The organism is Pseudomonas sp. P1.31 (assembly GCF_001269815.1).
Classification (GTDB): domain Bacteria; phylum Pseudomonadota; class Gammaproteobacteria; order Pseudomonadales; family Pseudomonadaceae; genus Aquipseudomonas; species Aquipseudomonas rustica.
The window spans coordinates 376,757-399,101 of record NZ_LHVN01000032.1 but is presented as its reverse complement, the minus strand read 5'-3'; the positions used below and the strand labels follow the sequence as shown (position 1 = coordinate 399,101).

Sequence of the window (22,345 nt, the reverse complement as noted above, 5' to 3'; positions counted from 1 at the left end):
CGGGCAAGCCTTGCTCCTACCGGATAGCGTTGACTTGTAGGAGCAAGGCTTGCCCGCGAAGACGGCAGTCCAGACACCTCAGTCCCAAAGTTTCACTCTGACGAAAAGGCGCCACACCATGTCCTTGCACCTGATCATCGGCGACAAACTGCTTTCCTCCTGGTCTCTGCGCGCTGCCTTGGCGCTTGAACTGACCGGCGCTCCTTACACCGAAGAACTGATCAAACTCGGCAAGCCCGACACCCGCGAGCGGCTGCTCAAGCATTCGCCGACCGCCAAAGTGCCGCTGCTGCAAACCTCACGCGGCACGGTTGCCGATTCGTTGGCCATCGCCGAATACCTGGCCGAACAGTTCCCGTCCGAGCAACTCTGGCCGAGCGACATTTTCGCCCGCGCTCAGGCCCGATCCGCCTGCGCACAAATGCACAGCGGCTTCTTCGCCATGCGCAATCACATGCCGTTCAACCTCAGTCATGACGCGCCGCTCAACCCGGTGCCGCCTGAGGTGAAAGTCGATATCGAACGCATGCTCGCGCTGTGGGCCGAATGCCGTGACGCCGCCACCGAGAGCGGGTCGTACCTGTTCGGTCGCGTCAGTCTGGCCGATGCCTTCTTCGCGCCGATTGCCGTGCGCCTGCGCACCTATCAGGTGAAGCTGCCGGCCGCCGACGAAGCCTATGTTGAAACCGTCTACCAATGGCCCGCCTTCAAAGCGTGGCAGCAGGCCGGACTGGAGGAGTTGAATCCGTGAAACGTGTACACGTCGCCGCCGCCGTCATCCGTGACGACAGCGGCAAAATCCTCATCGCCCGCCGCGCCGACTCCCAGCATCAGGGTGGGCTGTGGGAGTTTCCCGGCGGCAAGGTCGAGGCGGACGAGACTGTCGAAAGCGCACTGGCCCGTGAGCTGAAAGAAGAGCTGGGCATCGTCGTTGGTGCTGCCCGACCGTTGATCAAAGTGCGTCACGATTACCCGGACAAGCAGGTGTTGCTGGATGTCTGGGAAGTCTCGGCATTCACCGGCGAACCGCACGGTGCCGAAGGCCAGCCATTGGCCTGGGTGACCGCGAAAGATTTGCCGAACTACGAGTTCCCGGCCGCCAACCAGCCCATCGTCGCCGCCGCGCGTTTGCCGGGCGAATACCTGATCACCCCGGAAGATCTGGAAACCCCGGCTTTGCTGCGCGGGATTCAGAAGGCGATTGCTGGCGGGATCAAACTGATTCAGCTGCGCGCACCGAATGGCTACGATCCGAAGTACCGCGATCTGGCTGTGGACGCGGCCGGTCTCTGTGCTGGTAAGGCGCAACTGATGATCAAAGGGCCATTTGAATGGCTCGGTGATTTCCCGTCGGCGGGTTGGCACATCACTTCAGCGCAGTTGCGTAAATACGCAGCGGCGGGGCGGCCGTTGCCGGCTGAGCGCTGGTTGGCGGCGTCGTGCCACAACGCTGAGGAATTGGCGTTGGCAGAGCAGATGGGCGTGGATTTTGTGACGCTGTCGCCGGTGCAGCCGACGCTGACGCATCCGGATGCGCAGCCGTTGGGTTGGCAGCAGGCTTCGGCGTTGATCGAAGGCTTCAGTAAGCCGGTGTTTCTGTTGGGCGGGGTTGGCCCGGCGGAGCGCGAGAAGGCTTGGGGTGTTGGGGCGCAGGGTGTGGCGGGGATTCGCGCGTTCTGGCCTGACCCTTTGTAAAGGCTACTGGCCTCTTCGCGGGCAAGCCTTGCTCCTACAAGGAGCAAGGCTTGCCCGCGATGGCGTCGGCTGAGACGCTACACCTCTGCAGGTTTGGCGGCTGGCTGCCAAAGAATCTCCGCAATCCCCTGCCGCCGCGCAATCAACCGCGCCGCCACAAACAACAAATCCGACAACCGATTGATATACGCCAAGCCAACCCCGGCCAAAGGCTCGATCGCATTCAGATGCTGACAGCGCCGCTCGGCACTCCGCGCCAGGCTGCGGCACACATGCGCCTGCGCAATCAGCATCGAACCACCCGGCAGAATGAAATTCTCCAGCGGCCCCAACTCCTCATTCCAGACGTCGATCGCCGCTTCCAGACGCTCGATTTCCGCCGCGTTCAGCGCCTGATATTGCGGCATCGCCAACTCGCCACCCAGATCAAACAGTCGATGCTGACAAGGCGCCAATACCTCGATCAATTCATTCAGCCCCGGAGTGGCCTCGCGCTCGGCAAGTAACCCGGCCAGCAACACGCCAACCTGACTGTTGAGCGTATCGACCTCACCAATCGCTTCGATGCGCGGATGATCCTTCGGTACGCGGCGGCCGTCGCCCAGGCCGGTTTCGCCTTTGTCGCCGGTGCGCGTGTAAATCTTCGACAAGCGAAAGCCCATGGGTTACCTCGGTAGTTGATTGATTTCAGCCGCGATGGCCGGTGGTGGCGCCAGCGGCAGGCGCAGGGTGAAGCAGGTGCCCTGACCGGGCGCCGACTGCACTTCCATCTGGCCTTTGTGATTGTTGGTGATGATGAAGTACGACACCGACAAGCCAAGCCCGGTGCCCTGACCGATTTCCTTGGTGGTGAAGAACGGCTCGAAGGTGCGTTTACGCACACTCTCGCTCATGCCGATGCCGTTGTCCTCGACCTGAATCTCGGCCCACGGCGGATTGAGTTTGGTGCGCAGAATAATCCGCCCCGGTTCGCTGTCGTCCTCGCGCTGATGAATCGCTTGTGCGGCGTTTTTCAGCAGATTGAGCAGCACCTGTTCCAGTTCGTTGGCAGTGCCAGGCACCGGGCCGAGCGCCGGGTCGAACTGGCGCACAATGGCCTGACCCTTGAAGTCGAAACCGATCGCCAGATCGAAGTCGTTGCCGGCGATTTCCACCGCTTGATCGATCAGCGCCGGCAGGTCGCACGGTGCCATTTCCCGAGTGCTGCGGCGGCTGAAGCTGAGCATGTGCGTGACGATTTTCGCCGCACGGGAACCGGCCTGTTGAATGCCGTCGAGGAGTTTCGGCACTTCGCGGCCTTGCAGGTAACGGTTGACGGTATCGAGTTCGATGCCCAGTTGTTCGGCGGTTTCGATGTTCTTCGGCAGATCTGCTGAAAGGCGTCGACGGATGTTTTGCACGTTGTGCAGGATCGCGCCCAGCGGGTTATTGATCTCGTGGGCCATGCCCGCCGCGAGGCCGCCGACCGAAAGCATCTTCTCCGACTGCACCATCATTTCTTCCAGCGACAAACGCTGGGTGATGTCATCGATGCGGATCACCACGCCACGTCCGGCGCCACCCATCAGCGGATAAAACGTCAGCGCGTAATGCTTCGGCTCGTCGTCCTTGAACCACGTCACCCGTTCGATTTTCGCCACCGTGTGTTGTTCGACGGTTTGCTTGAGCTGCGGCAGAAACGGTTTCAATGGTTCGAAGGCGAGGAAGATCGGCTGGTTCAGCGCTTCGTCCAGACGTGTGCCGGAAAGGGCGCTGGCTTCCTGATTCCATTGGGTGACGTAGAGCTGTTCGTCGAGGGCGATCAGTGCCGAGGGCATCGAGTCGATGATGCTGTTGAGGTAGTTCTGGAAACCGGTGAGCTTCTTCTCGATTTTGCTGCGCACCTGAACTTCCAGTTCCAGTTTGCGGTTGGTGTGGCGGGTTTCCTCGGCCAGACCTTGAGCCTGATCGTAGGCGGCTTGCGAGTCGTCACGGGCGCGTTTGAGCTGCTGTTCGCGGGCTTCGATGCGCGACAGCATGGTGTTGAACGCTTCGGCGAGGCTGCCGATTTCGTCGTGGTTGCCGCGTGAGGCACGCAGCGCGTAGTTCTCTTCGCGGGTGACCTGACGCGAGAGTTCTTCCAGTTGATGGATCGGCCGGGTGATCAGGCGTTTGATCTGGCGGGCAATCACCAGCCACAACAGCACGCTGAAAATCAGAATCCCAAGGCTCGCGGTCAGGGTGCCGGTGTAGAACGCCATCGGCAGTTCGCTGCTCGCCACCAACAGCAGATGGCCGGGCGCGGTGCCGGGGCGGGGCAGGGTGATCAACTGGTTGCTGCGAAATTCGGTGAGTTGCCAGGCTTCGATGTGCCGGTAGCGCTCCGGCAATTTCAGTTTGTCGCCGCGCTGCACCTGCGCGAGGCGTTCGCCTTTGCCGTCATAGATGGCAGCGGCGCGTAATGGCGAATAGCTGTCGAGCTCCTTGAGCAGGCGCTCGGCGCTCTCCGGTGATTGCAGGGACTCGCTGACCAGACTCGGGTTGGCGATCAGTCGGCCGATGGTCTGCAACGCCTGCGGCGCCATGCTTTCCTGGGAAATGTAGTAGGCGGCGCTGATAAAGGTCAGGTTGGCGACCAGCAACACAGTGGTCAACAGCACCAGCAGGGCGGCCAGCAGTTTCTGGCCGACCGGCAGGTTTTCGAGGCGCTGGCGCAATGGCATCAGTTTTATCGCAGCAAAGGAACAAGTGGCCAGCGTAGCCGCTGCTCAGTCGCTGGGCAATCCAAGGCTGTGCAGATGCGCGACGAGGCGCTGCTGCAACTGGTTGAGGTGCGGCAGATTCAATTGATGACGGGTGGCGACTTTGCAGGCGTGGCCCAATAGATAGCTGATTTCGGTGCGGCGCTGGTTGGCGACGTCCTGATACATCGACGAGTAATTGGCCGCCGTCGCCTGAATCACCCGTTCGACTTCTTGCTGCAGATTCTCAGCGGCAGCGGGTTGGCCGCAGTGCTGCAACAACTCGGCGAGTTCGGCGCACAGCGTGGCGACTTCGCAGTGGTGATCCTGCAAACCACCGTTGCGGCAGTGGTGCAGCACGGTCAGTGGATTGATCGCGCAGTTGAGCGCCAGTTTGCGCCACAGCCGCGTGAGGATATCGGTACTCCACTCGTGGGGAATGTTCGCGGCTTGCAGATCGTCCAGCCAGATCGGCGCAACCGGTTGAGTGACATCGCCCAGCCAGGTGAAGCCGTGACCGGCGAACACCACGCGCCAGTCGCCATCGCGAAACGCGCCTTCGGTGCTGGACGCGCTGATGCAGCGCGCTTGCGGAACGCGCGTGGCGACGGCGTCCTGACTGCCGAGGCCGTTCTGCAACAGGATCAGTTCGGCATCCGCTGTCAGGCGCGGAGCGAGGCGGGCGATGGCACTTTCGGCGTCGTAGGCTTTGCAGGCGACCAGCAGTCGGCGAATTGGCTCAGGGCTTTCGGCGGTTTCGCCCGGCACGGCATGCGTGCTGGCCTGGCCGTGTTCGACGAGCGTTAGCCCGCCGGCCGCTTCGTAACTGCGCAGGCGTTCGGCATCGCGCACGATCAATTTCACCGGCAAACCGGCCCGGGCCAGACGCGTGGCCCACAGGGTGCCGAGGCTGCCGGCGCCGAGGACGTGCCAAGTGGTCGACATCAGTTTTTTGCTCGATTGCGTACAGGCATGTGCGGCTCGCCGTGTTCGTAGGAAAAGACCCGTTATAATGAGCCCGATTTTAACCGCAAGCCAAGCGCGCTCCATCCTCATTGAGCGTGCCTTTTTATTGGAGAGATTACATGCCGTCGTTCGACGTGGTATCCGAACTGGACAAACACGAACTCACCAACGCGGTCGAGAACGCCGTGAAGGAACTCGATCGTCGTTATGACCTGAAAGGCAAAGGCAGCTTCGAGTTCAAGGAAAAAGACCTGACCGTGAGCCTGACCGCTGAAGCCGGGTTCCAGCTCGAAGCGATGATCGAAATCCTCAAGCTGGCGCTGGTCAAGCGCAAGATCGATGTGCAGTGCCTTGAGGTCAAGGACGCTTACGCATCGGGCAAGCTGATGAAGCAGGACGCCGTCCTCAAGGAAGGCATCGACAAAGAACTGGCGAAGAAAATCGTCGGCCACATCAAGGATGCCAAGCTGAAAGTGCAGGCCGCCATTCAGGGCGAGCAAGTGCGCGTGACCGGCAAGAAGCGTGATGACCTGCAAGAAGCCATCGCTGCACTGCGTGCCAAGGAATTCGGCATGCCGCTGCAGTTCAACAACTTCCGCGACTAAGCCCGGTCAGATGACCTGTGGGAGCGAGCCTGCTCGCGAAAGCTCTATGTCATTCAGCATTGAGTTGACTGACACACCGCCTTCGCGAGCAAGCTCGCTCCCACATTGATTTTGTATACCCCCGGCGGTTTCTGCCGCTTATCTTTCGCGTGCCGAATGGCCGGAAATCAGGAGATAGAAGATGGATTTGAATGCTGAGGTAGACCAGTTGGTCAAGGCATCCCAGGCGTGGATCCCGATGATCATGGAATACGGCAGCCGCGTGCTGCTGGCAGTGATTACCCTGGCCATCGGCTGGTGGCTGATCAACAAGGTCACGCAAAAACTCGGCGGTCTGCTGGCTCTGCGCAATGCTGACCTGGCGCTGCAAGGTTTTATCAGCAGCCTGGCCAACATCATTCTCAAGGTGCTGCTGATCGTCAGCGTCGCGTCGATGATCGGCGTGGAAACCACCTCGTTCGTTGCCGCAATCGGTGCTGCCGGTCTGGCCATCGGTCTGGCGTTGCAGGGCAGCTTGGCGAACTTCGCCGGTGGCGTGCTGATTCTGCTGTTCCGTCCGTTCCGTATCGGTGACTGGATCGAAGCGCAGGGCGTGGCGGGTACTGTCGACAGTATCCAGATCTTCCACACCGTGCTGCGAACCGGCGACAACAAGACCATCATCATGCCTAACGGCAACCTGTCGAACGGCATCATCACCAACACCAATCGTCAGCCGACCCGTAAGGTTGTGTTCGATGTGGGCGTTGATTACGAAGCCGATCTGCAAAAGGCCCGTCAGGTGCTGCTGGATCTGGCCAACGACGAACGCATTCTGCAAGACCCGGCGCCGCAGGCGGTAATTTCGACGCTGGGTGACAGCGCGATCACCGTTTCCCTGCGTGTGTGGGTTAAAACTGCAGACTACTGGGACGTGATGTTCATGTTTAACGAGCAGTCGCGTGATCGTTTAAAAACCGCTGGTATTGATATTCCTTTTCCGCAGCGAACCATTCGCGTAGTTCAGGAAACAGCAGCGCAGTAACAACCTTGATACCTGGCTTTGCAGTCAGTTAATCAATAAAGACCCAAGAGCTGTTCGCACTCTTGGGTTTTTTATGGCCGCCATTAAAGTTCGCCAGCTAATAGATAGCTGACTAATCTTTGTCATTCGAATGCAGTTAAGCCAGGCATAAAAAAACCGCCCACCTGAATCAGGTGAGCGGTTCTTGTTTAGAGCAGAGCTCTACAGTACTTCAGCTGTGCATCCCTATTAGAGGATGTTCAGTGGGTACTCAACGATCAGACGCACGTCGTTGTTGTCAGACGAGTAGCCGCTGTAAGCACCGTTCGAACGGTACATGGCATAACGCAGACGGAACGACAGGTCTTTGGCTGGACCTTCTTGCAGAACGTACTTGGACTCGGCGTTCCACTCGTTCTCTTTACCTTCACCCAGACCGTTGGTCTCGATGTTGTCACCCATCACGTAACGGGTCATGAAGCTCAGGCCAGGAACGCCGTAGTCTTTCATGTTGATGTCGTAGCGAGCCTGCCAGGATTTCTCTTCGCGACCCACGAAGTCGGAGATCTGGATGGAGTTGGCTACGAAGATTGTGCTGTTACCGTCAACGCCATAGTAGTAAGCGTTGTCGCCGCTCGACTGCTGGTAGGCAACGGTGAACTTGTGCGCGCCCAGGCTGTAAGCAGCGGCCAGGGACCACAGGTTGTTGTCCACACCCAGAGTGCCGTCACCGATGGCGTCGACCAGGTCACCACGGCTGTCGCCCTTGGTTTTGTAACCGTTCAGGTCGAAGTTCAACGACTGAGTGTCGTCGATCGGCAACGTGTAGTTCAGGTTGATGTAGTACTTCTTGAAGTAGTCATCAGCGTCGGAAGCAGCCAGTGCACCGGTGAAGTTGTCGGTGAAGGCGTAGCTGGCACCAAAGATATTGATGTTGGTCAGGCCTTTGCCGCCGTTACCGTTTTCATCAGGCAGACCGCCGATGCTGTCACGGCCCATACCGGTTTGCTTGCTCAGGGAAGTGAAGCGACCTGCGCTCAGTTCCAGACCTTTGATCTCTTTGGAAGTGATCAGGGTACCGGTCGCGACTTCTGGCAGCAGACGGCTGTCATCGGTAGCGAACACTGGGCTGGCAACAAATTGCTGGCCGTATTTCAGGGTGGTGTCGGAGAGACGGAATTTAACTGCGCCGCCGATTTTGCCCTGGGATTTTTCCGGGTTGCCGTCGCTGTCGCTGGCGAACAGGCCGTTACCGCGGTGGCCCGAGCCGCCGTCCAGTTTGACCGAACCCATTGCCATGGCGTCGAGACCGAAGCCGATGGTGCCTTGAGTGAAGCCCGACTCGTAAGTCAGCAGTTGGCTGACACCGGTGTCCTGGCGATAGCCAGCAGTACCGGAAGAGCCGTTGCCTGCACCGTTTTTAAAGTCACGGTTCATGTATTCCATACGAGTCTTCAGTTTCAGACTCTGGTCGCCGAAGAAACCTTTGGAATCATCCTGAGAAGACGCCACTGCGAACTGCGAGGTGCCTGCTGCAACAGCCAGTGCGATCATGCTCCACTTCATCACGCGCATCGTGATTTGCTCCTTTGGTTTTTAGAAGAGTACTGCCGTCCCACCTGTTTTATTATCTGGGCGGCTCTTTCTTTTTGTGTCGGCGCAAACTTATATCACGCCGACAATGTTGGCGATACTTGCGAATCTAACGTTTCACCTTCTTTACGACGCTGTCGCAGATGGCTTTGTAGAGGTCGCAAATTCACAGTACCGATGCAATCGGGTCTACAACTTTCTCGCTGTTTTTCTAGCCTTTTGCATCGCTAAAAAAGAGTCCCTGGCAAAACACTTGAATCTCCATCGGGCAACCCTGCCACTGTTTTTGTTGGGCTTGAGGCATCCACATCGTGTGGTGCGCTTATAGTCCATATGTGTACGAATGCAACAAGCGTGCACAAACCGCAATGTCGGTGCGGTTATTTTTCTGAACACCGCCTGTTACCTGTAAAAACCTCATAAATACGGGGCGCCAAGCCCCTTTCTACAAGGGCTTGACGCCATTCCGGCTATCGTGTTGCCAAGGCATCGGCCGCGTGCGACAGCCAAAAACGTTACCGGTTCACCCCGCCAGTGAGTATTCGGCGGATGCTTCGACGCCTGAGCGTAGACGCACTGTGCGGTTTTGGTGCAAAAAAAATGACACCCTGTCCTGTAATCACACAGTCCGGCATGTGGGTAATCTCGAACGCCTCAATGGTTTTCAGTCATTTACGCGTATTCGTTGTCACTCTCGGTTCCGTGCTGGTGCAGGGCGCCAATAAATGTCACATGTCGGGGCGTTCGGCGAAAGCGCCGCAGGGCACAGCTGTCGTGAAGACTGGCGTATTCGCGGTATGCTTCCGGTCTGTCGCTTGGTGCGCTGCCCATCGGGCTGGCCGCTAAGCTGAATATGTCGATCAGCCGGGAGTGCGCGCAGTGTTTGCTTTAGATTCACGACTTCAACAGGACACGCTGACCATCGGTGACTTCCCGCTCTGCCGCCTGTTGCTGTCCAACGACAGCAACTATCCATGGTTCATCCTGGTGCCTCGTCGCGACGATATCAGCGAGTTGTTTCAATTGGATGTCGCCGATCAGCAGCAGTTGTGGCTGGAAACTACCGCACTGGCCGAGTTGCTCAAGGACTTGCTGGACGCGGACAAAATGAACGTGGCAACACTGGGTAATGTTGTCAGCCAGTTGCACATGCATGTGATTGTGCGCAAACGCGATGACGCCGCCTGGCCGGCGCCGGTCTGGGGCAAACACCCGGCCAAGCCATACAGTGCCGAGCAGGTTGCCGCGATTCGTGAGCGCTTGCGTCTGGTGTTGACCGAAGACTTCACGTTTCTGGAGGGCTGAAGCATGAGCCTGGAACAACGCGTTACCGATCTGGAAAGCCGTCTGGCGTTTCAGGACGACACCATTCAGGCGTTGAACGACGTGCTGGTCGCGCAGCAGCGCGTAGTTGATCGTCTGCAACTGCAGATGGCGGCGCTGCTCAAGCGTCAGGAAGAAATGGTCGGGCAGTTCGAGTCTTTTGAAGAAGAGGCGCCACCGCCGCACTATTAAGACTTTTCTGAAGGCATAAAAAAACCGCGAACAGCCAGGCTGCTCGCGGTTTTTTATTGCCTTGGATCAGCGACGCGGCAGAGCAGCGATCACGTCCTCGGCTTGCAGGCCTTTGTCCCGGTTCATCACCGAGAACTCGACGCGCTGGCCTTCGACCAGAACGCGGTGGCCTTCGCCACGGATTGCACGGAAGTGCACGAAAATATCATCGCCGGAATCCCGGGAGATAAAGCCGAAGCCTTTGGAAGTGTTGAACCACTTGACGGTACCGGTATCACGATTGGTCATGTCATAGCTGGTTGGCGCGGCAGCAGGTGAAGAACGATAGAAGCTGACGGCCAGGTGCAGAACCACGGCAACCAGAGCGATCACCAGGGTGAACAGCACGGCTGGCTGGCCGGCGATGACAGGCATCGGCGCGATCAGGGTCAGGGTTTGCAGGACAACGGTCAGTACCAAAAGCGCGCTGACGAGGTTTTGCAGATGCTGACGCGGGCCTTTGTTCCAGTAAGGAATCACCGGGGCAATGATCAGGTTCAGCAGGCCGAAAAAGGCCAGGTAAAGTGCATCGGGTTGTTGCAGGTAGGGAACGGCTTCGGATTTCAAGCTAGGTATGAACGACAGCAGCAAAGCCGCTGCGCCCATTAGCAGGTGGACGATTTTCAACATTTTAATTGGCTCACGTTTATGACGGCTCACAAGGAAGAGCTGAAGGCGCACGGTTCGCTTCGGAACAAAAATAAGAGGCGTTGGACACGTACACGGCATCAGCCTATGCGCAACACCCCGAAAAATGGGGCATGGCGACACACTGCCTATTTAACAGCAAAGCCTGCGGCTACTCAAATCAGCCCGGCCAGCGGCACAGCGTCGGTCGATTTGTCGCAGCGTCTGTGGCCAATCAAGGCTGCGAGGTGTGGTCAGCCTTGCTAGAGTGGGTCTGCACCTGTTGGATGAATTCAATCGCCGTTAGGGGGTAAACATGGCAATCGATATCGGTATCAGTGAAGAAGACCGCAAATCCATCGTTGAAGGACTGTCGCGACTGCTGTCCGACACCTACGTGCTGTATCTCAAGACCCACAACTTCCACTGGAACGTCACCGGCCCGATGTTCCGTACGCTGCACCTGATGTTCGAAGAGCAATACAACGAACTGGCGCTGGCCGTGGATTCGATCGCCGAGCGCATTCGCGCGCTGGGCTTTCCGGCTCCGGGCGCCTACGCGACGTACGCGCGTCTTTCTTCTATTAAGGAAGAAGAGGGCGTGCCGAGCGCCGAAGACATGATCAAGCAACTCGTCGCCGGTCAGGAAGCGGTGACCCGTACCGCACGCGGCATCTTCCCGTTGCTCGATAAAGTCAGCGATGAGCCGACCGCCGACCTGCTGACTCAGCGCATGCAGGTGCACGAAAAAACCGCGTGGATGCTCCGCGCGTTGCTCGAAGGCTGATCGAAGCGCGCCTGTAATCGTTGGGTTGCAGGCGCGCTGTCCAGACTCTTACTTGTTGCGTTGGCTTATCCTACGTGGCGGGTCAACAAGTCGTCTGGCTATAACTTTGCGTCTGCGTTTTTATGGAGGTCACAGGAAGTGGCTTTGAAAATCCGCAGAGATGGCAAAGGAGTGTCAACGATATGGAAGATGCAGACAGGCGCAACGACAGGGTTGTCGTGCCGCCCCATGAACTGATCGTCGATCCGTTCGTCAATGAGTTCGACATGGCATTGATCCGGCCGCTATCGCGATCCGTGCGTTTGAATGGTTACGCCACCTGCCTGCGACTGGAGCAGGTGTACTGGAACATCCTCGCCAATATGGCGGCCAATAATTGCTGTTCGATCAGTTCGCTGTTGTCCCACGTCGACCGCGAGGTGCAGTTGCGTCACGGCGGAGTGAAAAATTTCAGTGCGCTGGTGCGGGTGGTCTGTGTGATGAACAGCGGTCGGGAGGTGGCGCCGGCCATCGCGGTCTGAACGGTGACGGTTGCAAGCGAGGTCGCGGCCCGTGCAGTCTTACGGCTGCACAGGCCGCATTTAATGGATATAATCCCGCTCTTTCGCCGCAAAGCCCTGCGCGCGGTAGCAATCTGATCGCCGAGACACCTCCATGCCGATGTACGATTACCAATGTGCTTCCTGTGGTCATCAGTTGGAAGCCATTCAAAAGATCAGCGCTGCACCGCTGGTCGACTGCCCTGCCTGCCAGGCGCCAGAGCTCAAGAAACAAATGTCCATGCCAGGCTTTCGCCTCAGCGGCAGCGGCTGGTACGAAACCGATTTCAAGACCGGCGCCAAGAAGAACCTGGCCGGTGGCGACAAATCTGACTAGGGTTCAGGCCCAGGTCGAACGACACGCGTGAGTGTCCCGATGGCGCACACAGTTTGGGTGCGGCGGGATCTCCACCGAATTTCGAATTACGAGAAGCGAAACCACTACCATGATGCGCAGCCATTATTGCGGCCAACTGAACGAAAGCCTGGAAGGTCAGGAAATTACCCTTTGCGGATGGGTTCACCGTCGTCGCGACCACGGCGGGGTGATTTTCCTCGATATCCGTGATCGTGATGGTCTGGCCCAAGTGGTATTCGATCCGGATCGCGCCGAGAGCTTCGCCGCCGCCGACCGCGTGCGCAGCGAATACGTCGTGAAGATCACCGGTAAGGTGCGTCTGCGTCCGGCCGGTGCCACCAACGCCAACATGGCGTCGGGCATGATCGAAGTGCTGGGTTATGAGCTGGAAGTGCTGAACGAGTCGGAAACCCCGCCGTTCCCGCTGAACGAGTTCTCCGACGTCGGCGAAGAAACCCGCCTGCGCTATCGCTTCCTCGACCTGCGTCGTCCGGAAATGGCCGAGAAGCTGCGTCTGCGTTCGCGCATGACCACCAGCATCCGTCGCTTCCTCGACGAAAACGGCTTCCTCGACGTTGAAACACCGATTCTGACCCGTGCCACCCCTGAAGGTGCGCGTGACTATCTGGTGCCGAGCCGTACTCACGCCGGTTCTTTCTTCGCTCTGCCGCAATCGCCGCAACTGTTCAAACAACTGCTGATGGTTGCCGGTTTCGACCGTTACTACCAGATCGCCAAGTGCTTCCGCGACGAAGACCTGCGCGCTGACCGTCAGCCAGAATTCACCCAGATCGACATCGAAACCAGCTTCCTCGATGAAAAAGAGATCATGGGCCTGACCGAACAAATGATCCGCAACCTGTTCAAGGAAGTGCTGGATCTGGAATTCGGCGAATTCCCGCACATGACCTTCGAAGAAGCCATGCGCCGCTACGGTTCCGACAAGCCAGACCTGCGTATTCCGCTGGAGCTGGTCGACGTTGCCGATCAACTGAAAGAAGTTGATTTCAAAGTATTCAGCGGCCCGGCCAACGATCCGAAATGCCGTATCGCTGCTCTGCGCGTACCAGGCGGCGCAAGCATGCCACGCAAGCAGATCGACGATTACACCAAGTTCGTCGGCATCTACGGTGCCAAGGGCCTGGCGTACATCAAGGTCAACGAGCGCGCTGCCGGTGTTGAAGGTCTGCAATCGCCGATCGTGAAAAACATCCCGCTGGAAAACCTCAACGCCATCCTCGATCGCGTTGGTGCCGTTGACGGCGACATCGTGTTCTTCGGTGCCGACAAGGCCAAGATCGTCAGCGAAGCCTTGGGCGCACTGCGTATCAAGCTCGGTCACGACCTCAACCTGCTGACCTGCAAGTGGGCACCGATGTGGGTTGTCGACTTCCCGATGTTCGAAGAAAACGACGACGGCAGCTTCTCCGCGCTGCACCACCCGTTCACCGCGCCGAAGTGCTCCCCGGAAGAACTGGAAGCCAACCCGGCCGGCGCGCTGTCCCGCGCGTACGACATGGTGCTGAACGGTACTGAACTGGGTGGCGGTTCGATCCGTATTCACCGCAAGGAAATGCAGCAAGCGGTATTCCGCCTGTTGGGTATCAACGAAGCGGAACAGGAAGAGAAATTCGGCTTCCTGCTCGACGCTCTGAAATACGGTGCACCGCCGCACGGTGGTCTGGCTTTCGGCCTCGACCGTCTGGTGATGCTGATGACCGGCGCCCAGTCGATCCGTGAAGTGATCGCCTTCCCGAAAACCCAGAGTGCTGCTGACGTGATGACGCAAGCGCCGGGTGTCGTGGATGCCAAGGCACTGCGCGAGCTGCACATTCGTTTGCGCGAAACGCCAAAGGCTGAGTAACACGGGCCTGAAGGCGCATCTTCGGATGCGCCTTTTTTCTATCTATAGAAAGCAGGTCGAGATTTTTTGTGTGCTGGCCGCTGCATGAGCAGGGCGGGCAACGTTTCAAAGAGAATTCGGAGCGAGTTATGGCTGGTCATTCCAAGTGGGCGAACATCAAGCACCGCAAAGAACGTCAGGATGCCAAAAGGGGCAAGATCTTCACCAAGTGGATCCGCGAACTGACCGTTGCGGCCCGTCAGGGCGGCGGTGATCCGGGCTCCAACCCGCGTCTGCGTCTGGCGCTGGATAAAGCGCTGAGCGCAAACATGAGCCGCGACATCATCGACCGTGCCGTTGCACGTGGCGCCGGTGCGACCGAAGCGGACAACGTTGAAGAGCTGACCTACGAAGGCTACGGCCCGGGCGGCGTAGCGGTGTTGGTCGAGTGCATGACCGACAACCGCAACCGTACCGCCGCAGCCGTGCGCCACGCGTTCAGCAAGTGCGGTGGCAACCTTGGCACCGACGGTTCGGTGGCGTATCTGTTCGAGCGCAAAGGCCAGATCAGCTTTGCGCCGGGCGTCGATGAAGACGCACTGACCGAAGCTGCGCTGGAAGCCGATGCCGATGACGTGGTTGCACACGAAGACGGTTCGATCGACGTGTTCACCTCGTTCACCAGTTTCTACGCGGTGCGTAACGCGCTGGAAGCGGCCGGCTTCAAGGGTGATGACGCAGAAATCGTCATGCAGCCGACCACCAGCGCCGAGCTGGATCTGGAAGGCGCGGAGAAGGTGCTCAAGCTGATCGACATGCTTGAGGATCTGGACGACGTGCAGAACGTTTACTCCAACGCGGACATTCCGGAAGACGTGGCTGCTCAGCTCGGATAAGAGCGACTAGTCTTCAATGTGGGAGCGGGCTTGCTCGCGAAGGCGGCGTATCAGCAAACATCAATGCTGAATGACACACCGCTTTCGCGAGCAAGCCCGCTCCCACAGTTGTTTTTTGTTGTTATGTAAATCGTGTTTTTTCAAAACCGCAGGCGTTATGACTTTAATTCTTGGTATCGACCCCGGTTCGCGCATCACCGGTTATGGGATTGTTCGTGATACCGGGCGTGGCGGCTGTATCTATGTGGCTTCCGGCTGCATCCGCACCGGTGCGGGCGAGCTGCACGAACGGCTGCAAATCGTTTATCGCGGTGTGCGTGAAATCATTCAGACCTACGGCCCGGTCACCATGGGCATCGAAAAAGTCTTCATGGCGAAAAACGCCGATTCTGCACTGAAACTCGGTCAGGCCCGTGGCGCGGCGATCGTCGCTGGCGCCGAAGAAAGCCTGGAGATCGCTGAGTACACCGCGACGCAGGTCAAGCAGGCCGTAGTAGGCACCGGCGCCGCCAATAAAGAACAAGTGCAGATGATGGTCATGCACATGCTCAAACTGACCGCCAAACCGCAAATCGATGCATCCGACGCCCTGGCCATTGCCATTTGCCACGCGCACACCCGCTCCAGTCTGCTGCCGCACGGCTTGGGCACTGCACGCAGTCGTGGCGGGCGCCTGCGTCTCTGATAGCATCAGCATCAAATTTCCCGAAAGCGGATGCTTGCGCCTGTGTCGTCGGCCCGAAATCCGCGTTTCGACAGTCGCCAGCCCACGGTTGGCCAACGCTCAAGGATCTGAAACGTGATTGGACGCTTGCGCGGCACCTTGGCTGAGAAACAGCCGCCGCACCTGATTCTGGATGTAAACGGCCTCGGGTATGAGCTGGAAGTACCGATGACCACGCTTTATCGTCTGCCGTCGGTCGGTGAACCGCTGACCCTGCACACCCATTTGGTCGTACGCGAAGACGCGCAACTGCTCTATGGTTTTTCCGGTAAACGTGAGCGAGACTTTTTTCGCGAGTTGATTCGTCTCAATGGTGTCGGGCCTAAATTGGCCCTGGCCTTGATGTCGAGTCTGGAAGTCGACGAGTTGATCCGCTGCGTGCAATCCCAGGACACCTCGGCGCTGACCAAGGTGCCGGGCGTTGGCAAGAAGACGGCCGAGCGTTTGCTGGTCGAGCTGAAAGATCGCTTCAAGGCGTGGGAAACTTCGCCGGCTATGTTTGCGCTGGTACCGAATCAGCCGGACGGCCCGGCGCCGGTCAATACCGCCGAGAACGATGCCGTCAGCGCGTTGATTTCCCTCGGTTACAAACCGCAGGAAGCGAGCAAGGCGATTTCCGCGATCAAGGACAAGAATTTGAGCAGTGAAGACATGATCCGCCGCGCCCTGAAGGGAATGATTTAAGTGATTGAAGCTGATCGTCTGATCGCCGCCGCGCACAGCCCGCGTGAGCGCGAAGAAGTCCAGGATCGGGCCATTCGCCCGGTCAGTCTGGCCGACTATATTGGCCAGCCGACCGTGCGCGAGCAGATGGAATTGTTCATCCAGGCCGCGCGTGGCCGCAGTGAATCCCTCGACCACACGCTGATCTTCGGCCCGCCGGGCTTGGGTAAGACCACGCTGGCCAACATCATTGCCCAGGAAATGGGCGTGTCGATCAAGAGTACCTCGGGCCCGGTGCTTGAACGTCCCGGTGATCTGGCGGCATTGCTGACCAACCTTGAACCGCACGACGTGTTGTTTATCGATGAAATCCATCGCCTGTCGCCGATCGTGGAAGAAGTGCTGTACCCGGCGATGGAAGATTTCCAGCTCGACATCATGATCGGCGAAGGGCCGGCGGCGCGTTCGATCAAACTTGATCTGCCACCGTTTACTTTGGTTGGCGCCACGACTCGCGCCGGCATGCTGACCAATCCGCTGCGTGACCGCTTCGGTATCGTCCAGCGTCTTGAGTTCTACAGCACTGCCGATCTGTCGACGATTGTCAGTCGTTCGGCGGCTATTCTCGGTTTGCCACTGGATCCGGAAGGCGCCTTTGAAATCGCCCGCCGTGCCCGTGGTACGCCGCGTATCGCCAACCGTTTGTTGCGTCGCGTGCGCGATTTTGCTGAAGTCCGCGCCAAAGGGCACATCACCAAATCGGTTGCCGATCTGGCGTTGAACCTGCTGGACGTTGATGAACATGGCTTCGACCATCAGGATCGACGTCTACTGTTGACCATGATCGAGAAGTTCGACGGCGGGCCGGTCGGTATCGACAGTCTGGCGGCGGCGATCAGCGAGGAGCGGCACACCATTGAGGACGTGCTGGAGCCGTACCTGATTCAACAGGGCTACATCATGCGTACACCACGGGGCAGGGTGGTGACCCGGCATGCGTACCTGCATTTCGGTTTAAACATCCCGTCACGAATGGGCGAAATGCCCGTGGCAGACGAGTTTCTCGATGCCGTGGACGATTAATACACATTTGTTGTCGATTTATTCAGGGTTTGTACTGTCAGACGACGGTACTTTTGCGTTAAAGCTTTGAAACCATGAAAAACAGTTGCCTGGCCGGATTGGCAACCTGAGGAGTAAGCACTAGAGTATGCGCGCGCAAAACGGGCTTGGGCCGTTCGCACATCGTTGTCGCGTTTATTACGAGGACACCGATGCGGGCGGCATCGTGTATTACGTTAATTACCTCAAGTTTATGGAACGGGCTCGAACCGAGCGGCTGCGTGAACTGGGCTTTGCCCAATCGCAGTTGGCAGGGGAGGATCTGTTGTTTGTCGTGCATTCCAGCGAAGCGCGTTACCACGCGCCGGCGCGACTGGATGACGAACTGCTGGTAAGCGCTGAAGTAATCGAATTGAACCGTGCCAGCCTGCGCTTTAAACAGCAGGTCAGGCGGGCTACGGATAATGTGCTGCTCTGTGAAGGGCAGTTTTTGGTGGCCTGTGTGCGCACTAACAGTTTGAAACCCCGGGCCCTTCCCGAAGACTTGCGTGCGGCCTTTGCCGACGCGGTCGGCCCGGGTACACACTCAAAGCAGGAGATAAAGCGTGGAAGCTAACGTCGTCGACCATTCCTCCATGTGGAGCCTGGTCAGCAATGCCAGCATCGTGGTGCAGTTGGTAATGTTGACCCTGGTGGCCGCATCGGTGACCTCATGGATCATGATCTTTCAGCGCAGCAATCTGCTGCGTGCCGGTCGACGCGCCCTGGAGAGCTTCGAAGAGCGCTTCTGGTCGGGTATCGATCTGTCCAAACTGTACCGTCAGGCGGGCAGCAACCCGGATCCGGATTCGGGCGTCGAGCAAATCTTCCGCGCCGGTTTCAAAGAGTTCTCGCGTCTGCGTCAGCAGCCAGGTGTCGACCCTGAAGCGGTGATGGAAGGTGTGGCCCGTGCCATGCGCGTTGCCATCTCCCGTGAAGAAGAGAAACTCGAGCAAAGCCTGCCGTTCCTCGCCACCGTTGGTTCGGTCAGCCCGTACATCGGTCTGTTCGGTACCGTGTGGGGCATCATGAACTCCTTCCGCGGTCTGGCCAGCGCCCAGCAAGCCACCCTGGCCACTGTGGCCCCGGGTATCGCCGAAGCCCTGATCGCCACCGCGATCGGTCTGTTCGCCGCGATCCCTGCGGTTATCGCTTACAACCGTTTCGCCGCTCGCAGCGAAACCTTGCTGGGCCGCTACTACACCTTCGCCGATGAATTCCAGGCGATCCTGCACCGCAAAGTGCACACCAGCGAAGAATAAGCAGGTAATTTCCAATGGCTTTAATCGCTCGAGCTCGCAAAAAGCGCAAGCCGGTCGCCGAGATGAACGTGGTGCCTTACATCGACGTGATGTTGGTGCTGCTGGTCATCTTCATGGTGACCGCGCCGATGCTCAATCAGGGCGTGAAAGTTGATCTGCCCAAGGTTTCCAGCGAAGCCTTGCCGCAGGACAACAACACGCAAGTCCTGACCATTTCGATCAAGGCTGACAAGACCTACTACTGGAACCTTGGCAGCGAAGTCGATACCGAGAAGCAACAGGACAGGGCCATGACCCTGCCGCAAATGACCGACGCGGTGACCAAGATCATTCGTGCCGGCACCGAAGGCGGCAAGCGTACCCAGGTCTTCATCCGCGGTGACAAGACCGTCGATTATGGTTCCGTCATGGGCGCCATGGGCGGGTTGCAGAAAGCCGGGGTCGGTAATGTTGGTTTGATTACCGAGGCCCCCTGATGCAGCAACAGCGAGAGCCGTCCGCCTCGGAAAGCTACTTCTGGCCTAGTGTTCTGGCAATTGTCCTGCACGTGCTGGTGTTCGGCATGCTGTTCGTCAGTTTCGCCTTTACACCAGAGCTGCCGCCGGCCAAGCCGATTGTCCAGGCGACCCTGTACCAGCTGAAATCGAAAAGTCAGGCAACCACCCAGACCAATCAGAAGATTGCGGGTGAGGCGAAGAAATCCGCCGCGCGTCAGACCGAAGTCGAGCAGATGGAGCAGAAAAAGGTCGAGCAGGAAGAGATCAAGGCTGCGGCGGAACAAAAGAAAGAAGAAGCGGCTCAAAAAGCCGAGGAAGCCAAGAAGGCCGACGAGTCGAAAAAAGCGGACGAAGCGAAAAAGGCTGATGAAGCCAAAAAAGCCGACGACGCGAAAAAGGCTGAGGCGAAAAAGGCAGAAGAGAAACAATTGGCTGATATAGCCAAGAAGAAAGCCGAAGACGAAGCCAAAAAGGCTGCTGAAGAAGAGGCCAAGAAAGCGGCCGCTGAAGAAGCCAAGAAGAAGATTGTCGAAGACGCGAAGAAGAAAGCCGCCGACGACGCCAAGAAGAAAGCTGAAGCTGACGAGGCGAAGAAGAAAGTCGCCGACGAAGCGAAGAAGAAAGCTGCTGCCGATGCTGCGAAGAAGAAAGCGCAGGATGCGGCACGTAAATCGACCGAAGACAAAAAGGCTCAGGCCTTGGCCGATTTGCTTTCCGACACGCCGCAGCGCCAGCAGGCTTTGGCGGATGAGCAGGGTGACGAAGTCGCGGGCAGTTTCGATGACCTGATTCGTGCGCGAGCAGCAGAAGGTTGGGCTCGACCACCTTCGGCACGCAAAGGCATGACGGTCGTGCTGCAAATCGGCATGTTGCCGGACGGTACGGTGACTTCGGTCAGCGTGTCCAAGTCCAGCGGCGATGGTCCGTTTGATGCTTCGGCAGTGGCGGCAGTGAAGAATATTGGACGTTTGACAGAAATGCAGGGAATGAAGCCGAGCGATTTCGCTCCGTATCGTTCATTCAAGATGACATTCACACCTGAGGATCTAGCCTTGTGAGAAACCTTCTTCGAGGAATGCTGGTCGTGATCTGCTGCATGGCAGGGATCGCGATGGCTGATGAAAAGAACATTCTGGTTACCAGCGGCAGTGATCGGGCTACTCCGATCGCGGTTGTGCCGTTTGGTATGCAGGGCGGTGCCGTCCTGCCGGACGACATGGCTGAAATCATTGGTAACGATTTGCGTAACTCGGGCTACTACTCGCCGATTCCAAAGCAAAACATGATCAGCCAGCCAAGCCAGCCGAGCGAAATCATCTTCCGTGACTGGAAGGCGGTGGGTGCTCAATACATGATGGTCGGCAGCATTGCTCCAGCCGGCGGTCGCCTGCAGGTGCAATGGGCGCTGTTCAACGTTGCCACCGAGCAGAAAGTGGCTGACGGCAGCGTCTCCGGTACCACGGATCAAATCCGCGACATGGCGCACTTCATTGCTGACCAGTCGTTCGAAAAACTCACCGGTATCCCGGGTGCGTTCTCGACTCGCCTGCTGTACGTAACGGCCGAGCGTTTCTCCGAGAAGAACACTCGCTACACCCTGCAACGTTCGGACTACGACGGTGCTCGCGCCGTGACTCTGCTGCAATCGCGTGAGCCGATCCTGTCGCCGCGTTTCGCACCGGATGGCAAGCGCATCGCTTATGTTTCGTTTGAACAGCGCCGTCCGCGCATCTTCATGCAGAACATCGACACCGGTCGCCGTGAGCAGATCACCAACTTCGAAGGTTTGAACGGTGCACCGGCCTGGTCGCCGAATGGTGATCGTCTGGCGTTCGTACTGTCGAAAGACGGTAACCCGGACATTTACGTGATGAACCTGGCTTCGCGTCAGATCACTCGCGTGACCGCAGGTCCGGGCATCAACACCGAACCGTACTGGGGCAAGGATGGTTCGACCATCTACTTCACCTCGGATCGCGGCGGCAAGCCACAGATCTACAAAACCAGCGCCAGTGGCGGCGGTGCGGAGCGAGTGACCTTCATCGGTAACTACAACGCCAACCCTAAATTGTCGGCGGATGAAAAGACCCTGGTGATGATCCATCGTCAGGACGGTTTCACCAATTTCAAGGTGGCAGCCCAGGATTTGCAGCGAGGTAGTGTAAAGATCCTCACTGATAGCACTCTGGACGAGTCGCCTACTGTTGCGCCCAACGGCACCATGGTAATCTACGCCACCCGCCAACAGGGCCGGGGAGTCTTGATGCTCGTGTCCATTAATGGACGCGTTAGGCTCCCGCTTCCTACCGCTCAAGGCGAAGTCAGAGAACCGTCCTGGTCCCCTTACCTGAAGTGAGCGGGCGCTACACGTTTTACTTAACACACTGGGGTTCATTAGGAGTTTCACGATGGAAATGCTGAAGTTTGGTAAATTTGCTGCGCTGGCTCTGGCCATGGCTGTAGCTGTAGGTTGCTCGTCCAAAGGCGGCGACAACGCCGGTGAAGGCGCTGTTGATCCAAACGCTGGTTACGGCGCAAACACTGGTGCCGTTGACGGTTCCCTGAGCGAAGAAGCTGCTCTGCGCGCAATCACCACCTTCTACTTCGAATACGACAGCTCGGACCTGAAGCCAGAAGCCATGCGCGCTCTGGACGTTCACGCCAAAGACCTGAAAGCAAACGGCGCTCGCGTTGTTCTGGAAGGCAACACCGACGAACGTGGTACTCGTGAGTACAACATGGCACTGGGCGAGCGTCGTGCGAAAGCCGTTCAACGCTACCTGGTACTGCAAGGTGTTTCCCCAGCTCAGCTGGAACTGGTTTCCTACGGCGAAGAGCGTCCAGTTGCTACCGGCAACGACGAGCAGTCCTGGGCTCAAAACCGTCGCGTCGAACTGCGTAAGTAATTCGAT

The 22,345-nt window shown here is 58.1% G+C and carries 25 protein-coding genes; 20 read left to right on the top strand and 5 right to left on the bottom strand.

Going from position 1 to position 22,345, the window contains the following annotated elements:
* Positions 1–118: 118 nt before the first annotated feature.
* Positions 119–751, top strand: coding sequence for a glutathione S-transferase family protein (locus tag AD669_RS20575; RefSeq protein WP_053123108.1), 633 nt, complete (start codon positions 119–121; stop codon positions 749–751).
* Complete coding sequence (locus AD669_RS20570; RefSeq protein WP_053123107.1) at positions 748–1,695, top strand: Nudix family hydrolase; 948 nt, start codon at positions 748–750, stop codon at positions 1,693–1,695. Before AD669_RS20575 ends, AD669_RS20570 begins: the two co-directional genes overlap by 4 nt.
* Positions 1,696–1,772: 77 nt before the next feature.
* Here the strand turns inward: AD669_RS20570 and AD669_RS20565 are convergent, their stop codons facing one another.
* Genes AD669_RS20565 through AD669_RS20555 form a run of 3 tightly spaced genes read right to left on the bottom strand, consistent with a single transcriptional unit; the run spans position 1,773 to position 5,360 of the window.
* The gene (locus AD669_RS20565) at positions 1,773–2,357 is read right to left on the bottom strand and encodes a cob(I)yrinic acid a,c-diamide adenosyltransferase (RefSeq protein WP_053123105.1); all 585 of its coding nucleotides are present in this window, start codon (positions 2,355–2,357) and stop codon (positions 1,773–1,775) included.
* A gap of 3 nt (positions 2,358–2,360) precedes the next feature.
* Complete coding sequence (locus AD669_RS20560) at positions 2,361–4,397, bottom strand: PAS domain-containing sensor histidine kinase (RefSeq protein ID WP_053123102.1); 2,037 nt, start codon at positions 4,395–4,397, stop codon at positions 2,361–2,363.
* Between the two features lie 45 nt (positions 4,398–4,442).
* Positions 4,443–5,360: a putative 2-dehydropantoate 2-reductase gene (locus AD669_RS20555; protein WP_053123100.1), complete on the bottom strand. Its 918-nt coding sequence runs from the start codon at positions 5,358–5,360 to the stop codon at positions 4,443–4,445.
* Between the two features lie 140 nt (positions 5,361–5,500).
* On the opposite strand from AD669_RS20555, the gene AD669_RS20550 reads away from it, so the two are divergent.
* Together AD669_RS20550 and AD669_RS20545 are read left to right on the top strand one after the other, a co-directional pair.
* Positions 5,501–5,986, top strand: a complete 486-nt coding sequence (locus tag AD669_RS20550) for a YajQ family cyclic di-GMP-binding protein (RefSeq protein WP_007912755.1) — start codon at positions 5,501–5,503, stop codon at positions 5,984–5,986.
* A 181-nt stretch (positions 5,987–6,167) separates the two neighbouring features.
* Positions 6,168–7,010, top strand: a complete 843-nt coding sequence (locus AD669_RS20545; protein ID WP_053123098.1) for a mechanosensitive ion channel family protein — start codon at positions 6,168–6,170, stop codon at positions 7,008–7,010.
* Positions 7,011–7,238: 228 nt separating this feature from the next.
* Here the strand turns inward: AD669_RS20545 and AD669_RS20540 are convergent, their stop codons facing one another.
* Complete coding sequence (locus AD669_RS20540) at positions 7,239–8,564, bottom strand: OprD family porin (protein ID WP_053123096.1); 1,326 nt, start codon at positions 8,562–8,564, stop codon at positions 7,239–7,241.
* A gap of 897 nt (positions 8,565–9,461) precedes the next feature.
* Between AD669_RS20540 and AD669_RS20535 the strand changes: the two genes are divergently transcribed.
* Both AD669_RS20535 and AD669_RS20530 read left to right on the top strand, forming a co-directional pair.
* Positions 9,462–9,887 carry an HIT domain-containing protein gene (locus AD669_RS20535; protein ID WP_053123094.1) on the top strand — a complete coding sequence of 142 codons (426 nt, stop codon included), beginning with the start codon at positions 9,462–9,464 and terminating at the stop codon, positions 9,885–9,887.
* 3 nt (positions 9,888–9,890) lie between these two features.
* Positions 9,891–10,097 (top strand): SlyX family protein, encoded by a 207-nt coding sequence (locus tag AD669_RS20530; RefSeq protein WP_053123092.1) that lies wholly within the window; start codon positions 9,891–9,893, stop codon positions 10,095–10,097.
* A 66-nt stretch (positions 10,098–10,163) separates the two neighbouring features.
* Here AD669_RS20530 and AD669_RS28905 read toward each other — a convergent pair whose 3' ends face one another.
* Positions 10,164–10,766, bottom strand: a complete 603-nt coding sequence (locus AD669_RS28905) for a cold-shock protein (RefSeq protein WP_053123090.1) — start codon at positions 10,764–10,766, stop codon at positions 10,164–10,166.
* A 313-nt stretch (positions 10,767–11,079) separates the two neighbouring features.
* Between AD669_RS28905 and AD669_RS20520 the strand changes: the two genes are divergently transcribed.
* From AD669_RS20520 to pal, 14 genes are all read left to right on the top strand, one after another.
* Entirely contained in the window at positions 11,080–11,550 is a 471-nt protein-coding gene (locus AD669_RS20520) for a Dps family protein (protein ID WP_053123088.1), read from the top strand.
* Between the two features lie 182 nt (positions 11,551–11,732).
* The gene (locus tag AD669_RS20515; protein WP_053123086.1) at positions 11,733–12,071 is read left to right on the top strand and encodes a ribbon-helix-helix domain-containing protein; all 339 of its coding nucleotides are present in this window, start codon (positions 11,733–11,735) and stop codon (positions 12,069–12,071) included.
* Positions 12,072–12,204: 133 nt separating this feature from the next.
* Positions 12,205–12,426 carry an FmdB family zinc ribbon protein gene (locus AD669_RS20510; RefSeq protein ID WP_053123084.1) on the top strand — a complete coding sequence of 74 codons (222 nt, stop codon included), beginning with the start codon at positions 12,205–12,207 and terminating at the stop codon, positions 12,424–12,426.
* 109 nt (positions 12,427–12,535) lie between these two features.
* Positions 12,536–14,311, top strand: coding sequence for an aspartate--tRNA ligase (gene aspS / locus AD669_RS20505; RefSeq protein ID WP_053123083.1), 1,776 nt, complete (start codon positions 12,536–12,538; stop codon positions 14,309–14,311).
* A 128-nt stretch (positions 14,312–14,439) separates the two neighbouring features.
* The gene (locus AD669_RS20500) at positions 14,440–15,186 is read left to right on the top strand and encodes a YebC/PmpR family DNA-binding transcriptional regulator (protein ID WP_016983823.1); all 747 of its coding nucleotides are present in this window, start codon (positions 14,440–14,442) and stop codon (positions 15,184–15,186) included.
* Between the two features lie 157 nt (positions 15,187–15,343).
* Positions 15,344–15,871, top strand: coding sequence for a crossover junction endodeoxyribonuclease RuvC (gene ruvC, locus AD669_RS20495; RefSeq protein ID WP_008080220.1), 528 nt, complete (start codon positions 15,344–15,346; stop codon positions 15,869–15,871).
* 114 nt (positions 15,872–15,985) lie between these two features.
* Positions 15,986–16,594, top strand: coding sequence for a Holliday junction branch migration protein RuvA (gene ruvA / locus AD669_RS20490; RefSeq protein WP_053123081.1), 609 nt, complete (start codon positions 15,986–15,988; stop codon positions 16,592–16,594).
* A complete protein-coding gene (gene ruvB, locus AD669_RS20485; protein WP_053123079.1) occupies positions 16,595–17,656 on the top strand; it encodes a Holliday junction branch migration DNA helicase RuvB in 1,062 nt (353 codons plus the stop codon).
* A 127-nt stretch (positions 17,657–17,783) separates the two neighbouring features.
* The gene (ybgC, locus tag AD669_RS20480; protein WP_053123077.1) at positions 17,784–18,251 is read left to right on the top strand and encodes a tol-pal system-associated acyl-CoA thioesterase; all 468 of its coding nucleotides are present in this window, start codon (positions 17,784–17,786) and stop codon (positions 18,249–18,251) included.
* Positions 18,241–18,936, top strand: a complete 696-nt coding sequence (gene tolQ / locus AD669_RS20475) for a protein TolQ (protein ID WP_008080223.1) — start codon at positions 18,241–18,243, stop codon at positions 18,934–18,936. Before ybgC ends, tolQ begins: the two co-directional genes overlap by 11 nt.
* A 23-nt stretch (positions 18,937–18,959) precedes the next feature.
* On the top strand, positions 18,960–19,412 hold the full coding sequence (gene tolR / locus AD669_RS20470) for a protein TolR (RefSeq protein ID WP_161806672.1): 453 nt from the start codon (positions 18,960–18,962) through the stop codon (positions 19,410–19,412).
* Complete coding sequence (gene tolA, locus AD669_RS20465) at positions 19,412–20,491, top strand: cell envelope integrity protein TolA (protein ID WP_053123075.1); 1,080 nt, start codon at positions 19,412–19,414, stop codon at positions 20,489–20,491. Before tolR ends, tolA begins: the two co-directional genes overlap by 1 nt.
* Positions 20,492–20,508: 17 nt before the next feature.
* Positions 20,509–21,789, top strand: coding sequence for a Tol-Pal system beta propeller repeat protein TolB (tolB, locus tag AD669_RS20460; RefSeq protein ID WP_172680149.1), 1,281 nt, complete (start codon positions 20,509–20,511; stop codon positions 21,787–21,789).
* Between the two features lie 52 nt (positions 21,790–21,841).
* Positions 21,842–22,339, top strand: coding sequence for a peptidoglycan-associated lipoprotein Pal (gene pal, locus AD669_RS20455; protein WP_003178634.1), 498 nt, complete (start codon positions 21,842–21,844; stop codon positions 22,337–22,339).
* The last annotated feature ends 6 nt before the right edge of the window (positions 22,340–22,345 follow it).

Excerpts from the sequence above, each read along its gene's own strand:
- AD669_RS20575 (WP_053123108.1), top strand. The coding sequence starts at position 119 with ATGTCCTTGCACCTGATCATCGGCGACAAACTGCTTTCCTCCTGGTCT.
- AD669_RS20565 (WP_053123105.1), bottom strand. The coding sequence starts at position 2,357 with ATGGGCTTTCGCTTGTCGAAGATTTACACGCGCACCGGCGACAAAGGC.
- AD669_RS20560 (WP_053123102.1), bottom strand. The coding sequence starts at position 4,397 with ATGCCATTGCGCCAGCGCCTCGAAAACCTGCCGGTCGGCCAGAAACTG.
- AD669_RS20555 (WP_053123100.1), bottom strand. The coding sequence starts at position 5,360 with ATGTCGACCACTTGGCACGTCCTCGGCGCCGGCAGCCTCGGCACCCTG.
- AD669_RS20550 (WP_007912755.1), top strand. The coding sequence starts at position 5,501 with ATGCCGTCGTTCGACGTGGTATCCGAACTGGACAAACACGAACTCACC.
- AD669_RS20545 (WP_053123098.1), top strand. The coding sequence starts at position 6,168 with ATGGATTTGAATGCTGAGGTAGACCAGTTGGTCAAGGCATCCCAGGCG.
- AD669_RS20540 (WP_053123096.1), bottom strand. The coding sequence starts at position 8,564 with ATGCGCGTGATGAAGTGGAGCATGATCGCACTGGCTGTTGCAGCAGGC.
- AD669_RS20530 (WP_053123092.1), top strand. The coding sequence starts at position 9,891 with ATGAGCCTGGAACAACGCGTTACCGATCTGGAAAGCCGTCTGGCGTTT.
- AD669_RS28905 (WP_053123090.1), bottom strand. The coding sequence starts at position 10,766 with ATGTTGAAAATCGTCCACCTGCTAATGGGCGCAGCGGCTTTGCTGCTG.
- AD669_RS20520 (WP_053123088.1), top strand. The coding sequence starts at position 11,080 with ATGGCAATCGATATCGGTATCAGTGAAGAAGACCGCAAATCCATCGTT.
- AD669_RS20515 (WP_053123086.1), top strand. The coding sequence starts at position 11,733 with ATGGAAGATGCAGACAGGCGCAACGACAGGGTTGTCGTGCCGCCCCAT.
- AD669_RS20510 (WP_053123084.1), top strand. The coding sequence starts at position 12,205 with ATGCCGATGTACGATTACCAATGTGCTTCCTGTGGTCATCAGTTGGAA.
- aspS (WP_053123083.1), top strand. The coding sequence starts at position 12,536 with ATGATGCGCAGCCATTATTGCGGCCAACTGAACGAAAGCCTGGAAGGT.
- AD669_RS20500 (WP_016983823.1), top strand. The coding sequence starts at position 14,440 with ATGGCTGGTCATTCCAAGTGGGCGAACATCAAGCACCGCAAAGAACGT.
- ruvC (WP_008080220.1), top strand. The coding sequence starts at position 15,344 with ATGACTTTAATTCTTGGTATCGACCCCGGTTCGCGCATCACCGGTTAT.
- ybgC (WP_053123077.1), top strand. The coding sequence starts at position 17,784 with ATGCGCGCGCAAAACGGGCTTGGGCCGTTCGCACATCGTTGTCGCGTT.
- tolA (WP_053123075.1), top strand. The coding sequence starts at position 19,412 with ATGCAGCAACAGCGAGAGCCGTCCGCCTCGGAAAGCTACTTCTGGCCT.
- tolB (WP_172680149.1), top strand. The coding sequence starts at position 20,509 with ATGCTGGTCGTGATCTGCTGCATGGCAGGGATCGCGATGGCTGATGAA.
- pal (WP_003178634.1), top strand. The coding sequence starts at position 21,842 with ATGGAAATGCTGAAGTTTGGTAAATTTGCTGCGCTGGCTCTGGCCATG.